At 28.6% G+C, this 16,258-nt stretch carries 13 protein-coding genes; 6 read left to right on the top strand and 7 right to left on the bottom strand.

From position 1 onward, the window contains the following. The 4 genes from IPH62_06290 to IPH62_06275 all read right to left on the bottom strand — a co-directional run bounded on the left by IPH62_06290 (nt 1) and on the right by IPH62_06275 (nt 5,950). A complete protein-coding gene (locus IPH62_06290) occupies nt 1-909 on the bottom strand; it encodes a PhnD/SsuA/transferrin family substrate-binding protein (protein ID MBK7104874.1) in 909 nt (302 codons plus the stop codon). A 24-nt stretch (nt 910-933) separates the two neighbouring features. After that, nucleotides 934-1,839, bottom strand: coding sequence for a PhnD/SsuA/transferrin family substrate-binding protein (locus IPH62_06285; GenBank protein MBK7104873.1), 906 nt, complete (start codon nt 1,837-1,839; stop codon nt 934-936). Between the two features lie 5 nt (nt 1,840-1,844). Then, nucleotides 1,845-3,242, bottom strand: coding sequence for a TolC family protein (locus tag IPH62_06280; GenBank protein MBK7104872.1), 1,398 nt, complete (start codon nt 3,240-3,242; stop codon nt 1,845-1,847). Between the two features lie 98 nt (nt 3,243-3,340). Then, on the bottom strand, nt 3,341-5,950 hold the full coding sequence (locus IPH62_06275) for a PAS domain S-box protein (protein MBK7104871.1): 2,610 nt from the start codon (nt 5,948-5,950) through the stop codon (nt 3,341-3,343). A 187-nt stretch (nt 5,951-6,137) separates the two neighbouring features. Here IPH62_06275 and IPH62_06270 point away from each other — a divergent pair, with 187 nt between their 5' ends. Beyond that, nucleotides 6,138-6,794 carry an HAD family hydrolase gene (locus IPH62_06270; protein ID MBK7104870.1) on the top strand — a complete coding sequence of 219 codons (657 nt, stop codon included), beginning with the start codon at nt 6,138-6,140 and terminating at the stop codon, nt 6,792-6,794. A 39-nt stretch (nt 6,795-6,833) separates the two neighbouring features. On the opposite strand, the gene IPH62_06265 is transcribed toward IPH62_06270, so the two are convergent. From IPH62_06265 to IPH62_06255, 3 genes are all read right to left on the bottom strand, one after another. Then, nucleotides 6,834-8,582: a PAS domain S-box protein gene (locus IPH62_06265; protein MBK7104869.1), complete on the bottom strand. Its 1,749-nt coding sequence runs from the start codon at nt 8,580-8,582 to the stop codon at nt 6,834-6,836. An 84-nt stretch (nt 8,583-8,666) separates the two neighbouring features. After that, nucleotides 8,667-9,305, bottom strand: a complete 639-nt coding sequence (gene msrA, locus IPH62_06260; GenBank protein ID MBK7104868.1) for a peptide-methionine (S)-S-oxide reductase MsrA — start codon at nt 9,303-9,305, stop codon at nt 8,667-8,669. 305 nt (nt 9,306-9,610) lie between these two features. After that, nucleotides 9,611-10,456 carry an alpha/beta hydrolase gene (locus tag IPH62_06255; protein MBK7104867.1) on the bottom strand — a complete coding sequence of 282 codons (846 nt, stop codon included), beginning with the start codon at nt 10,454-10,456 and terminating at the stop codon, nt 9,611-9,613. Nucleotides 10,457-10,598: 142 nt separating this feature from the next. Between IPH62_06255 and IPH62_06250 the strand changes: the two genes are divergently transcribed. The 5 genes from IPH62_06250 to IPH62_06230 all read left to right on the top strand — a co-directional run bounded on the left by IPH62_06250 (nt 10,599) and on the right by IPH62_06230 (nt 16,207). Further along, nucleotides 10,599-10,967, top strand: coding sequence for a methionine-R-sulfoxide reductase (locus IPH62_06250; GenBank protein ID MBK7104866.1), 369 nt, complete (start codon nt 10,599-10,601; stop codon nt 10,965-10,967). Between the two features lie 602 nt (nt 10,968-11,569). Next, nucleotides 11,570-12,247 carry a hypothetical protein gene (locus IPH62_06245; GenBank protein MBK7104865.1) on the top strand — a complete coding sequence of 226 codons (678 nt, stop codon included), beginning with the start codon at nt 11,570-11,572 and terminating at the stop codon, nt 12,245-12,247. A gap of 93 nt (nt 12,248-12,340) precedes the next feature. Continuing rightward, a complete protein-coding gene (locus IPH62_06240; protein ID MBK7104864.1) occupies nt 12,341-12,970 on the top strand; it encodes a hypothetical protein in 630 nt (209 codons plus the stop codon). 156 nt (nt 12,971-13,126) lie between these two features. After that, on the top strand, nt 13,127-15,661 hold the full coding sequence (locus tag IPH62_06235; protein ID MBK7104863.1) for a HAMP domain-containing protein: 2,535 nt from the start codon (nt 13,127-13,129) through the stop codon (nt 15,659-15,661). Between the two features lie 108 nt (nt 15,662-15,769). Further along, nucleotides 15,770-16,207 carry a MarR family transcriptional regulator gene (locus IPH62_06230; protein MBK7104862.1) on the top strand — a complete coding sequence of 146 codons (438 nt, stop codon included), beginning with the start codon at nt 15,770-15,772 and terminating at the stop codon, nt 16,205-16,207. Nucleotides 16,208-16,258: the final 51 nt, after the last annotated feature.

Genomic DNA, 16,258 nt, shown 5'->3' with positions numbered 1-16,258 from the left:
TTACTTTTTATTTTTTAGATTATTGTAACTTTCCCAAAGTTCTACGGTTGGCGCAAGATCAGACTTATTTATTAGATATGATCCATCAATTTTAAATATTTTGTAAACTTGAGAAGTTTTTGGATCTGCATCTACTTGATTTCCAAAACCAACCGCTTTTTCCTTTTCGTTTTCGGGCAGATTATTTCGGAAACAAAATAGATCATTGGTTAAATTTTCTTTTTTATTTAAAATTCTTAGTGAATTTTTCACTTGTGGATTCATTTCGGACGTAATCTCAAAAGTGCTGCTTGTAACTATGCACGCATCGGTTTTTCCAAAAAATGTACCTAAAATTGTTTTTGATGCATTATCTTCATACAGAATTTTCTTAAAGAATTTTTCTTTTTCTTGCACACCATTTTTCAAGCATAAATAATCAAGGAATAAATTCCCCATCGTTTCAAATCTTCCACATTGGATTGCAATTGTGGAATTTTTTAATTCACTAAAACTTTTAATGTTTTTATCTATCCCAATTATTAAGTAAAGGTCGAAATATTTTTTCTTATTAACCAAAGTTCCATAGTAAGGTTTTAGTTTTAGAGACGATTTATATTTTAAATATTGGGGAACATTTAGAAAAACATAGTCAACTTTTTCGTCATTAATATCTTTGATTAATTTTTGAATATCATCATAAATGAACGTAGTTGTCTTTACATCATTTGAAATTTTTTCGTGAATCATTTTGGTCCAAATTTCTATTATTGCTTTTGCATCTCTAATATTAACATCGGAAAACATTTCCTTTGTAATCCCCATATTTGATTCGGGTTTTAATTCAACAACCTGTGTAAAAAGTAAACTATTATTTATGAAAAACGTTAAGGTTATTGCTAAAATATTTTTAGAAAAAAATTTTTCCATAAAACTAAATCATACTATTATAAATTACTTTTTCGCCTTTATTATTTTAGAATATTTTTCATTTAATATTTGAATTTCTTTAATATGCTTTTCTTCAAAAATTATTACGTCTTCAGATTTAAATAAATTTAAAATTTGTTTTCCGGATGGAGTTTTCCCAAGTTTTGAGGCTGCTTGGAGCAGAGATTTTTTCAAATCCGGTTCAATACTTTTATTCAAACACATTAATCCATTTACTAAAATGGGACTTGTTTCAATTATCACAAGTTCTTTTTTTAGCTGTGGATTCAGTTCCAGCATTGTGTTATATGACATTGATGGAATTACGCAAACATCCGCTTGATTGAAAAACACCGGTAGCAAAGCTTGCGATGGTTTATCATATTCTTTTATTTCTTTAAAAAAATTATCAATGTTAATTTTCTTTTCATGTAGAAAAACCGTAAGCCACATTTTTGTTAAATTGCCGGTTATTTTAGTTGGGATATTTACTATGGCATTTTTCAAATCTTGAAGTTTCTTAATATTTTTATCTTTTCTTACAACTACTATAAAATCGTAACCATGTTTTCCGTTTATAGAAGTAATTAAATTTGGTTCAATATTAGCCTTGTTTCTAATTTCTAAAAAATCAAGTGTTGGCAAAGCAATTAAATCAACTTGATTTTTATTAATTGCAGAAACCAGATCAGCACTATTTTCAAAAATTTGAGTTTCCGGTGTAATTGTTGAATGCATGTTTTTTAATAATTCATTTCCCCACATTTTTATTGCTGCTTCTGCATCTCTTATATCAACATCATTAAAAAGTGAAATTGAAAAACCCACGAAAATTGGTTTAAAATTTTTATTTTCTTTTTTAGGCTGAGAAAAAATTATTTCTGCAAAAAGTAAAAAAGCAATCAAAAGTTTCAATATTGAATTTTCCATAAGAATTAATTTATATTTTTTCCAATTGTAAACTCTAATTCTGCCAAAGATTCATAATATGTAAATTGAGCTTTATAAAATTGCACTTTCATTATTGCTTCAAACAACTGCGCTTCTAATAAATCTTTTAATTCCACAAGTTCACTTTGATAAGCTCTATCATTTAATTCACAATTTTCCGTTGCAGAAATCATTGCAGATTTTAATGATAATAATTGATCCGAAGCCGATGTAAATTCAACTAAATTTTTCTTAACCAAAATTTCCAAACCGTTTTCCAATAATTTTTTTTGACTCTTTATTTTTTCCAATTTATAATTTGCTTCATCAACTTCGGAAGAAGTTCTAAATCCATTGAAGATAGGAAGCTGAACTCCAACTCCAACCGTCCAATTAAATTTATTTCTGTTGCTAACCAATCCGTATTTATATGAATTTTCTATTACACTTAACGAACCCATTAAACCAACTTTTGGCAAATGTCCGCTGTAAGCTTCATCAACTTTATTCTCAAAAATTAATTGTGCAATTTCCAAAGTTTTCCAAGTTGGATTATTTTGATATGCCGTACTTAACAATTCATCAAAATCTAAAATCATATTTTTATTTTGAAGTGAATCTTTTGTAACGGAAACATTATATTTTAAATTTTCTCCCATTGAATTTAACAGCGCAGATTTTGCCAGTTCCAAATTGTGTTTAAAGGAAAAATTTATTGATCTAACATTATCAACTAAAATTTTATTTTTAAGAAAGTCTGTTTTTGATACTGTGCCGGAACCATTCAAATATAAATTTTCGGTTAATTCTAAAGTAGTTTCTAATCTGGCTAAAGATTCTTCACCAATTTCAGTTAACTGCTGAAGGAGGTAAACCGCATAAAATCTTTTCTTAACATCGGAAATTATTTGAAGCTCATTTTTTCTTGCTTCTTCTTGAGCAAGCAGCAAAGCACTTTCCGCTTGTCCTATTAACGAAGAAACATATCCGCCGGTATAAAGCGGATATACCAAATCAAGAGAACCCATAATCATTGTTTTATCAAACAGTTTAATGTTTTGTTCGGGAATTTCAATTCCGCCAAATTCTAAACCGGGAATTTCTAAAGGAATATCAAAAGTTGATGCTGGAAAAATAAAATTGGGAGATTCATCCATTGTGGAAATTGAAGCCGTTAAATTTATTTGCGGAAAGTATGCCGAGTTTGCTTGGTTAAGTTGAGATTCAGAAATTCCGATTGAATTTTTGTTTACAGAATTCATAGGATGATTTTTTAATGCGTGAGAAATGCAAGTTTCTAAATCTAATTCTTTATCAAAAATATTTTCTTGAGCAGTTAAACAACCTACAAAAACTAAAACAAACAGAACGGTAACTTTTAATTTATTGATAACCCTTTTCATAGCTTTTCCGAGTAATTTAAATAATACCCGACTATCGAAAGAATTAATAGAAAATTGAAAAATAGAATTTTGTTAAGAAAAGTCAGATTAGAAAAGTTTTATTTTGCCCGTGCCAGTTTTACGATAAACGTACTTCCAACACCTTTTTTACTTTCAACGGAAATTATTCCGTTATTCAATTCCAAATATTTTTTTACCAAAGCAAGACCCAATCCGTTTCCTTCAAAAGTTCTGGTATAACCCATTTCTTCCTGAAAAAAAGGTTCAAAAAGTGTTGGTAAAAATTCCTCAGAAATGCCGATTCCCGTATCGGAAATTTTTGTAGTTACGTATTCACCTTCATCATAAATTGTAATTTGTATTTTTCCTTTTTTCGTATATTTTATAGAATTATCAATCAGATTTATGAAAAGTTGAGTTAAAGTGTATGAATCGGCGTAAACTTTTGTGTTTTCCGAATTTAAAATTAACTCGAAATTTAAATTTTTCAACTCTGCAACATGTGTAAACTCTTGATAAAGAGGTTTGATAATTTCCTCAAGAGAAATTAATTCAATTTTCAAATCATAAGACCCGGCTTGTAATTGCGACATATTAATTATTGAATCTATTGTTCTAATTAATCTTCTGCTTCCGCTGTCTATCATTTCAAAAGAAGAGACGATGTCTTCGTTTACGTTTTCGCCCAAATCAGATTTAATAAGAGAAATGAAGTTTAGAATAGTATTTATTGGAGTTCTGATTTCGTGAGACATTCCGGCAAGAAAATCGGATTTAATTTTCTCTGATTTTTCGGCTTTTTCCTTAGCTAAAATCAGCGCAATTTCAGAATTTTTCTGATTTGTTATATCTCTAACATTTGCAAGAATATAATCATTTTGATTTATTGAAATTTTTGAGAGAAACACTTCAACATCAAAAGTAAAATTTTCAAAAGGTCTTTTTGCCTTCCATTCAAACAAGAATTTTTCTCCCTTTATAACATTACTCCACATTTCTTTAACTTTTTCAAATGGATTATTGATATCTGAAAAATCCGGAATACTTAATTCCAACGCTTGTGATAAAGAGACCCCGTATAGACTTAAAACCTTGTTGTTTACGTTCAAAACTTTTCCATCAACATCATGAATAAAAATTGCATTATACACATTATCAAAAACTTTTTGAAGCAATTCTTTCGATTGTTGCAATTCCAATTCCGCTAATTTTCTTTTTGTAATATCTTCTACAGTTCCTTCAAAAAATAGATTTCCGTTTTCGTCAAAATCCTTTCTTGCACTTTCTGAAATATATATTTTTGATCCATTTTTTTTAAGCCACTCAGATTCAAATCCAATTATAATTCCGTTAGATTTTACATTTTCAATAAACTCTTTTCTTCTTTTGGGATTTACATAACCGTTTGAATTTAAATCTGCATTTTGCATTTCTTCAATTGAACTATATCCAAGCATTTTAAATAATGCATTGTTCATCATTAAAACTTTTCCACTTTCTGTGGTTCTATAAAGACCCAAGGTTGCATTTTCAAATAATCCTCTGAACCGTTTCTCACTTTCAAACAAATCTTTCTCCATATTTTTTCGCAATGTTATATCTTGTTTTATTGCTATAAAGTGAGTTGTTTTATTTGAACCGTTTCCGTTTACCGGAGTTATCACCATTTCTTCGTAATAAAATTCACCATTTTTCTTTTTGTTTATAATTTCACCAGACCAAACTTTGCCGCTTAAAACCGTATTCCACATGTTTCTATAAAACAAATCATCGTGTTTTCCGGATTTAAGAATTCTCGGATTTTTTCCAATTATTTCGTCGTGGTGAAAACCGGTTACATCGGAAGTTGCAGAATTACAAAAAATAATATTTCCAGCTCTATTTATAATCAAAATACTGTTTGCGGCAGATTCAATTGCTTTACTTTGCAGCATTAATTTTTCTTGCGCTTGATATATTACTTTTTTACTTTCGCTAATTTTTTCACTTAAATCAAAATTCAATTCATGAGTATTTTTAATCATTAATTGTTGAAAGTATTCACGTCGCGAATAATATTCTAATGCATATGCAATTCCAATTCCGGCAATATTTGCCGCAAACAAATAAAATGTGCTTATAAAATAAATTTGCGGCTCAAGATTTATGATAAAGTTTATAACAATTTCGTAAATAAAAAATATTGAAAAACCAGCAACTGCTGCCCAAAAATATTTGAGTTTTAAAAAAACGTAACTCCAAAAATAAATTAGTATTATGCCAACATAATATGAATCGTTGAGTTTTGGAAATGCGATTACAATAAATGAAATATCAACAGCGCCAACTATAATTGATGCTGTACTTAAAAGAATTTGCGCAAGAGTTGAATTTTTTAGATTGCTTGCTGTAAATGCAATTCCAACAATAAATATTGAAACAACCAGCCGAAGCGTAAAAAATTCATTGAATAATTGCGGAACCAAATACAAATCAAAAGGGAAAAAAGCAATGAAGAAAACGGAACCTATAATTGAAGAAATTTTAATTTGTAATTCGGCATTTTTATGGAAGTAGTTTAAATATTCTTTTTCTAATACTGCTGGAAAGCTTAATTTTATTGGGTTAAGTCGAACACTAAGCTCATTATTTCTATCTGAATCTTTATCGTAAAAAGTAATTGTTCCCCAATTAAAAAGTTTATCTAATATTTTAATTATAATATTCAAGAATTCTAAATTTTAAAAAAATGAAAAATGCACAATTGTTTAGCTAACATTTTAAATAATCGGCGAGTAAGAAAATTTGTTAATTAGAGCAAATTGATTTTAAGCTTAAAAAGTTTTTACAGATGCGTAAATCAAATTGATAAATTGATTAACTTTGAACTGTAATTTTTAAACAAAAAAAAACAAGATGATAAAAAAATATAAACATATAATTTGGGATTGGAACGGAACAATTTTAAATGATCTAAATCTTTGCGTAGATGTTGGAAATAATTTATTTAGGAAAAAAAATCTTCCAACATTAACGGTGGAAAAGTATAAATCTATTTTTACAATTCCTGTTATAAATTACTATATAGCTGCCGGTTTTGATTTTGAAAAGGAATCTTATGAAATTGTGGGAAAAGAATGGATGGATGAATATGAAGAGAGAAAATATGAATGTTCACTTCACGATGGATTGATTGAAACAATAGAAAAAATTAAAAGTTTAGGAATTGAGCAGTCTTTACTTTCTGCATATAAACAAGATAAATTAGTTGAAATGACAGAAAAATTTAACTTAAAGAAATATTTTTCACATATTGTTGGATTAGATAATATTTACGCAGCCGGAAAGTTGGAACTCGGAATTAATTTAATGAAAATTATTGGAAACGGTCACGGTGAAACTTTGATGATTGGAGATACAATTCATGATTTTGAAGTTTCGCAGGAAATTGGCGCCGATTGTATTTTAATTGCTAACGGGCACCAAAATGTAGAAATATTAAAAAAAACCGGAACAATAATATTTGAAAACCTAGAAAAATTATTGGAAAATATTTCATTTCAAAATTATTGAATAGTGCAAGTTATTATAATTGTAATCACAAGAAAATAATTAACAGACTTTATTAAAATCAAGAATAAATGTAGTTCCTAATCCCTTTTTACTCTCAACAGAAATAATAATGTTATTTATTTCGCAGTATTTTTTTACTAAAGACAAACCTAAACCATTACCTTCATATTTTCTGCTGTATCCGCTTTCTTCTTGACTAAATTTTTCAAAGAGATGCGGTAAATATTCATCACTAATTCCAATACCGGTATCTGAAATTTTTATAAGAAAATTTTTTTCTAATTCTTCCACAACAATCTCAATTCCGCCGGAATCGGTATATTTTATTGCATTATCAACTAAATTTGAAATTGCTTGATAAATAGTATAACTATCTATGTATGAGATACAACATTTTTCGTCTTGAGGATATTTTAAAGTTAGATATAACTTTTTATTTGCCGAAGCCGGATGAAATTCCCCAACAATCGGATCTAAAATTTTTGCAAGAATGTCTATATTTTCAAAAACCGGTTCATAAGTTCCCGCTTCTACATCGGAAATATTCAGAATTAAATCAATTGTTCTAATTAATCTTTGTGCTGATTTTTGAATGGCTTTAAAACTTCCCGCATTTTCTTCACTAACGTTATCTTCAAATTCCATTTGAAGCAATGAAGTATAATTTAAAATTGTATTAATTGGTGTTCTAATTTCGTGTGACATTTGTGCAAGAAAATCTGATTTTAAACGATCTGATTTTTCTGCATTCTCTTTAGCAATTTTTAATTTATCGGAAGCAATTTTTCTATCGGTAATATCCCGCACACTTGCTAACAATAATTTTTTATTATTTAGTTCAACAGCATCTAACCTTACTTCTGCATAGAATTCAGTTTTGTTCAATTTGCAATGGGTCCATTCAAAAACTTGTGAATTTCCGCCCAAAGCAGCTTCAATTTTTGAAATAGCCTTAGTTTTCGATAATTCTCCATCAGGTTGAAACTTTGGAGAAAAATTATATGGAGGCTGATTAATAATTTCTTCTCGTTTACATCCGAACATTTCTAACGTTCTTGGATTGCAATCAATAAAAGTGTTTCCGTCCATTAAAAATATTGCATCGTTTGAAGCTTCAAATAAAGTACGATAATGTTTTTCCCTTTCAGTAAGCGCTTTTTCTTTTTGCTCTAAATTTGAGAATGATATTTTGATTTCCTTATTCGTTGTCTCAAGGGCAAACTGTGTCTTTTCTCTAATAAATTCAATGAAATAACTGATAATTGAAACCGCTAAAAAGGAACCAACAAACCGAAGTTTAAAATTCGTAGAATAATGAAATAAAGTAAGATCAAAGGTGAATAATAATATTACAATTGTTAAGAATGCCAATATATAAATACGACCAATTTTTCTTCCAACTTGAAACATTACCGTAACTGGAAATATAAATGACCACAACGAACCCGATAAATGTAAACCACCTCTATAAATTAGAAATAACAAATAAACGCCAAAAATGTTTATAATAATGTAATTAAGGAAATTTGTTTTATGGTCTTTGAAGTAAAAAAATCGGAAGGCTGTAATAATTGAAAAAACAGTCATATCAAGAAAACCGATAATATAATTTTCTTGTAAAAATGCGAGGATGCCAAATGAAATTAAGAAAAACGATGCAACAATAATTATATAATTTGTCATCAAAGTTTTTCTTGAGATATTTAAATCTGATTCAGCCTTATAACTATCGTCCCAAAAAAAATTTTTAACGAGTTTAAGAAAACTATATTTTGTGTTCGTTTTCATACATTAGAATTATCGAATAAAAACGAAATCAATTAAAAATATAAATTGTAAAAATTAATATACTATTTCTTTCTATATTAAAATTTACTTTAGCTTCGATTCAAATACTTTCTTAAACTTCTCTACTTTTGGAGTTATAACAAAACTGCAATATGGCTGAGTTTTGTTTTGCTCGTAATAATCTTGATGATAGTTTTCAGCCGGAAAAAATTTGGTGAACTTTGTAATTTCAGTTACAATTGGATTCTTAAAAACTTTTGCTATCTCTAATTTTGATTTATATTCTTCTGCTAATTTCCTTTGTTCTTCGTTATGATAAAATATTGCAGAACGGTATTGAGTTCCAACGTCCTCACCTTGTCGGTTTAAAGTTGTTGGATCGTGTGTTTTCCAAAAAACTTCTAACAATTCCTTAAATGTAATTTCGTTTGGATTAAATTTAATTTGTATAACTTCTGCATGACCGGTTTCTCCGGTGCAAACTTCTTTGTATGTGGGATTTTCTTTTGCTCCGCCGCTGTAACCGGAAACAGCCGATTCAACTCCTTTTAATTTCTCAAAAATTGTTTCGGTACACCAAAAACATCCGGTTCCGAAAGTTGCAGTTTCAAGGTTATTTTTTATTTCCATGTTTTTTGCTTTCTTCAAATTTTGCGAAAAATAATTTTCATTTATTGCTAAAATAGTTGTTAAAAATATCACTAATAAAGTAATTTTTCTCATTTTAAAATTCTTTCTTTCAATTTTGTTTTAGTTTTCTACAATTTGTTTTAGAAAAAGTTTTAGAATTTAAAATATTGTTATAAAATTATCAAAGACACAGAGCAAAGAAAAACGGAAAACGGAAACAGAAAACCGGAAAAGAGATGTCTCATAAACAACATTTGACTTGACACAATCTTATTTTTGTCATTTCGAATCCTGATGATTTTAATCGGGTGAGAAATCTCAGAATTTTAGCAAGAGATCTCTCAGTCATTTCATTCCTCCGAGATGACAAATAATTGTCATTCCGGAAATTAATAAAGTTAATTTTCATCAAATATAAATTTTAATCCGTACGTTAAAGCTTCCGCCGGCGTTGTGAAATGTGTTCCATTTTCAAAAATTTGTAATTTAATTTTGGTTTCATTTTTTACATTTTTATGCAATTCATCAACTAAATTTTTTATTGGAATTTTATAATCAATTTCGCTTTCTAATTCACCAAAAGTGATAAAAAGTTTTCCATCAAAATTTTCGAATCCAGTTGTAATTTTTAATAATGAATCTATATCGCTTTTTAAATACGGACTTCCGGCAATATATGAAGAAAACAAATTTTTTTCTTTAAGCAAGGTGTAAGTTGTAAATAATCCGCCTAAAGAAAAACCGTTTAAAATTCTAACATCATTAGTTTTGTAATTTTTATCAACAAATGGAATTAACTCTTTTTTGATGAAATTTAAAAAATTAATACCGCCGCCGGATTGTTTAAATAAATCATTTTTGGAAAACGTATAATCACGTTCTCTAAAATTTATTTTTTCATCATTTATCATTGAGCCGTAACCAATTCCTACAATAATAATTTCGGGAACATCATTTCCGTATTGTAAATAGCGTACGATACTTGTTGCCATATTAAAAGAAATATCGCCATCCAATAAATACAAAACGGGATAATTTTTATTTTCATTTTCATAATTTTTTGGAACGCGGATATACAAGTAAAACGAATCCGAAACCTCTTGAGAATAAAATGTTTTTAGCTCAGTATATTTTGTTAAAACATCTCGCTTTTTTTCAGCAGAAGAATTTAAAATAATTGAGTTGCACGAAAGAATAAAAAGTGAAAGAAATATTAAAATTATTTTGTGATTTATTTTTATCATTGTGAAAGTCCTTTTTAAGGGAACAAAGAATTGTGTGGATTTTATAATTAACAAATATAATTAACAAAGGTTTGAAATGAGAGCGGGAATTATTTTTTTATTATTTTCAATTTTTATTACAACAAACTTTGCACAGGGAAAAATGAAATTAAATAAATTAACTCCGGAAGAACAAAAAGTTATTTTGCACAAAGCCACGGAAAGACCATATACCGGAAAATATACAGACAACAAACAATCGGGAACATATACTTGTAAACAATGCAATGCGGAGCTTTATAAATCAGATGATAAATTTGATTCTCATTGCGGCTGGCCCAGTTTTGATGATGAAATACCGGGTGCAGTTAGAAGAATTCCCGATGCAGATGGAAGAAGAACAGAAATTATTTGCAATAATTGCGGCGGACATTTGGGTCATGTTTTTCTTGGCGAAGGATTTACGGATAAAAACACACGTCATTGTGTAAATTCAATTTCTCTAAATTTTGTTCCGGATAAAAAGAAATAAAGTACCGCATAAAAGTAAAAAACATTATTTATTTTCACTTTCGCTACAATTGAAAAGAAAAACACTTGTCATCTCGAAGGAATGAAATGACTGAGAAATCTTCAAATTAATTTTTGAGATTTCTCATCCAATAAAAACATCGGAATTCGAAATGACAAATACAAAGTTGTGTCATGTCGAATCGGTTTTTGATGAGACATCTCAATTTGTCTTGGAATTTTGTAATCCTTCAATTCGTTAGTTAACGGATGTTATCTTGAAATTTTTTTTAGAGATTTCTCTTCCGATAAATACGTCGGAATTCGAAATGACAAATATTTTGTCTTTTTACTTTTACGTTTTTACTTTTCTTAGTTTTTAGAGCTTAGCATTTTTCGTTTCACGTTTCAACGTCTCTACGTTTCAACACTTTTCATTTCTTCAATTGTCTCACATTTTTACATGTAATTTTTACGTTTTTATTACATAATTTCTCAGAATATATGCATTTCATTTTAAGCCAAATTGTGATTTAAATCAAAATTCAAGCTTTTTCAAAAAAAAGAGATTTGGTACAATAATAGCATCAAACAAAAGCAAAATAATCATTTGGAGTCTTTAGAATGAAAAAAATCACCATTTGTCTTTTATTACTAAGTTCAACATTATTTGCTCAAGAAAATAATTCAGCATTTAGAAAAACGCAGTTTTTCGGCGGATTTCAAGCAGGAATGTTTAATGGAGTTGGATTTAATTTTAATTTTCTTGCAACAAATTTTGCCGAAGATTTTCCTTTTTCTGCAAAATTAAATTTTGGAATTAGTTATTTAGATGCGGGAAATCCATACGATGCGCGAAAAATTTTTATAAATGATAACACCGGGGGAACTCCTGAAAAAAGTGGAAAAACTTATGATCTTGGTTTAGATTTTTTATATAAATCTTCATTTTTAGGATTAAAAAGAAACTATTTTTATGCGGGCCCGCGTTATGTAATGTTTGTAGGAAATTTCAATTATGTTGGAGGAAACGAAGATTTCGACATTACCAGCAACCAATGGGGAATTGGAATTGGTGCTGAAAATTATTTTAGAATTATGTATTCATTAGATTTAGTAATGAATTTTGGATTTGATTATTATTTATCAGAATCTCTTTATGGACACGATACTTCTTATAGTCCCGATGGACAACACGTAAATCCAAGAGACGGATATTCTTATTCAGATGCAGATAAAGCAATTAATCAGCCCAAATATCAAATTAAAGCTTTGCTTGGGTTCAGCTACAATTTGAATTAAAATTTGAAAACCTTGTAAAATAATTTACCGGAAATCAAAATTTAAAAGTCCGACTATTTTTTTCGATAATTTTTTAGAAAAACTTTTATCAATATGAAAAAGATAGCCGGAACAATAATTTTACTTTTCACATTTATGCAATTAGAAGCGCAATTACTTCCGCAAAATGCAGTTTTAAAAGATTTTAAACCATTTTCAACTCCACGCACAAACGGAAGACCGGGAGAAGTTTATCGAATTAATGAAAACGGAATAAAATTTATTGTTCAGGATGTAACAAGCATTAAAGAAAAAGTAAGCGAAGAGGGAGATATTATTGGAAGAATGTATTTTACATCCGATGAATTGTTGACTTTGCTCAATTTAGAGTTTGATAGAATTGATGTAATTCCCGTTGAAATTAAAATTGTTAATGCAATTAGAGAGTATAACGAGCAAATTACTTTAGATAATTATTTATACGGCGATGGGAAAATTCGGGAAATAATTAAAGATCCGAATAGTAAATATTTTATAATTCGCGAAGCAATTTTAACAAAAGATATAACATTTAGGTTTAGTTTAGATGTTGTAAAAAAAATTAAGAAAGGTGCAAATTCACTTACCGAAATTAAATCTGCCACAGAAATAGATTTTCCATACGAAATACAAAAGAAGTTTAAAACCAACAAAAGGTTCTTTTACTTAGATCAAGAAATTAAAATTGATCCTTATGAAATTTAATCTCTTCTTATAATAATTCAATTATAATTAATATAATATAATATTAATTACTAAAAAATCTCGTTTTTCAAATTTTAATTAGTTTAATATAAAATTAAAAAAACTTATTCCGATAATTACCGTAAAAAAACAAAATGAATCGTTTTGGGGGAAAAAATGAGATCAAAATCACAAAGTAAGTTTTTTAATTCGTTAAAATTTAAACTGCCCGCACCAATAATATTTGGGTCTTTTCTCTTAACTATAATTTTGTTTGTTGTAACTTACAATAATCTAACAAACGAATTGGATAAGAACATTGAAACAAATTTTAAGGTTTTTGAAAAAATGTTTAACGATCAAGTTGAATCAAAAACCAAAGATGTTTCAATTGCAATGGAACTTATTGTAAGCGATAACTCAATACTTTCAAAATTTGCTAATGGTGATAGAGAAGGCATTACAAATATGCTTATTGATGTTTATGAAAGTAAACTAAAAAAAACATACGATATTGATCAGCTTCAATTTCACACACCGCCGGCTACTTCCTTTTTAAGATTACATCAGCCAAATCAGTTTGGCGATGATTTGTCATCATTTAGAGAAACAGTTGTTCTGGCTAATAAGGAAAGAAAAATTGTTTCGGGAATTGAAATTGGAAGAGGTGGTCCCGGTTTAAGAATAGTTTATCCCGCAAATTATGATTCACAACATCTTGGAACTATTGAATTTGGTTTAGGACTCGGAAATATTTTAACAAGCATCAATCACGCATTAAATGTTGAGTATGCAATTGGAATTAAAAAGGATGTTTTTGAAAAAGCTAAAAGATTTAAAGCTGAAGCTAACGATATAATTAATAATGATGTAATTTTTTATGAATATTCAAATGAGTTTGCAAAAGATTTAGTAGGTAATGAAGAGTTAAATAACGAAATAAAAAAAATAAGCAATAATGAAAACGAATACGCATCATACGCATTTCCAATTTTAGATTATAAAAAAGACGAAGTTGGTTATATTGTTTTGTATAAAGATATAACAGCACAAATTAGTGAAATGAAATCCTCTTTATTGTATAACATTTTGGTAATATTTTCATTTACGGGAATATTAGGCTTTATATTAACATTTATAATGTATAAGAGTATTTTAAAACCTATAGATCATTTAAGCAAAACAGCAAATGAATTTTCCAACGGAAATAAAAAAGTTGATTTTGAAATAAAATCAAAAGACGAAATAGGATTGTTATCTCAAAGTTTAAAAAGTATGGCAAGTAAAATAAATACACAACTTCAATATCTGGAAAATTTACCAACGCCGGTACAAATAATTGATAATGATTTTAATGTGCAATATATAAATGAAGCAGCAGCTTCTTTTGTTGGAATTAATCAAAGTGAAGCAATCGGAAAAAAATGTTATTCATTATTTAAAACAAATCATTGTGAAACAGAAAATTGCGCATGCGTAAAAGCAATGAAATTAAAAGAATCAATAACATCGGAAACCATATCAAATTCATTAAATCAAAACCGTGCAATAATGTACACGGGAGCGCCAATTAAAAATGATAATAACTTAATAATTGGAGCAATGGAATCAATAGCTGAAATTACCGAAGTAAAAGAGAAAGAAAAATATCTTGAAAGAAGTACAAGAAATATTTTAAGTGCAATGGAAAAATTTGCTGATGGAAATCTTACTGTTCATATTACACCCGAAAAAGAAAATGATGATATCGGAAAATTATTCTCCGGATTTAATCAAACAGTAATGAATATAAAATCTTTAGTTTCAAAATTATCTAATGCAATTAGTGAAACCGCAATTGCAACAACTCAAATTTCTACAAATGCAGAAGAGTTAGCTGCTGGAGCGCAAGAGCAAAGTGCACAAACTGCAGATGTTGCCGGTGCAGTTGAAGAAATGGCTATTACAGTTTCGGAAACTACTAAAAATGTAACGCTTGCTGCAGATTCGGCAAAAGAAGCCGGACTTACGGCAGCCGATGGTGGAAAGGTTATTAAAAATACAATCGCAGAAATTGAAAATATTAACAATATTGTTTCCGAAGCTGCAACAGCTGTTGAACTGCTTGGTTCAAGCAGTGACAAAATAGGTGAAATAATTGAGGTAATTGATGATATAGCCGGACAAACAAATTTACTTGCGTTAAATGCTGCAATTGAAGCTGCAAGAGCCGGCGAGCATGGAAGAGGTTTTGCGGTTGTTGCGGATGAAGTTGGAAAACTTGCCGAACGTACAATTAATGCAACAAAAGAAATTGCAGAAACAATTAAAAAAATTCAAGAAGATACTTCTAGAGCTGTAATATCAATTAGAAAAGGAAAAGACGAAGTAATAAAAGGAAAAGAATTTGCCAGCGAAGCAAGTATTTCCTTAGATAAGATAATGATAAAAACCGAAACGGTAATTGAACAAATAAATCAAGTTGCAACTGCAAGTGAAGAACAAGCTGCCGCTGCTGAAATTATTAGTAAAAATGTTGATAATATTAATTCCGTAAGCCAAGAATCAAGTTTGGGTGTTCAGCATATTGCAAGAGCAACCGAAGACTTAACTCAACTTACTGATCAATTGGCTGAATTAGTAAAAATGTTTTATTTAGGCGAAGAAACAACAACTAATAATTCAACTTCAAAAGTTCATACCACAAAAATTAAAAAAGAAGTCTATGCATAAATTTTATAGTCCGTTAAAAACATTTAGCGGACTATAAAATTATCTTTCCAGCAAGAGAATATCTTTTATATATTTCAACATCTTAATAAAACGATATCAAAGATTAGAATGAAATATAATTTCAATGAATCAATTGGTTTTATTATTGTAAAGTGCGGAAGATTAATTGAAAACCGTTTAAAAATTGATTTTGAAAAAGCCGGCATAAATATTACTCCTCAGCAATGGTCTGTATTAACTTATTTGTGGAACGATGATGGAATTTCACAACAACAATTAGCGGATGCATTTTCTAAAGATAAAACAAGCATGACGCGGTTGTTAAATAATATGGAAAAAAATAACTTAATTTCCCGCAAACAAAACACTATCGATAAGCGAAACAATAAAATTTTTCTTACTGAAAAATCTAACTTAATAAAAATTGACAGCATTAAAATTGCGGAAAAAACATTGCTTGAAATAATAACCGGAGTGGATCATAAAGAATTAAAGTTGAGCAAAAAAGTTTTAAAACAAATAAATAAAAATTTAGAAAAAAATTAAGTTTTGTTGAAAAGGACATTTTATTTTCGATAATTGAATATTAAATATTTT

Source organism: Ignavibacteriota bacterium (assembly GCA_016708125.1).
GTDB lineage: Bacteria > Bacteroidota > Ignavibacteria > Ignavibacteriales > Melioribacteraceae.
The sequence above is the reverse complement of the archived record's forward strand: the minus strand, read 5'-3'. Positions and strand labels throughout refer to the sequence as shown.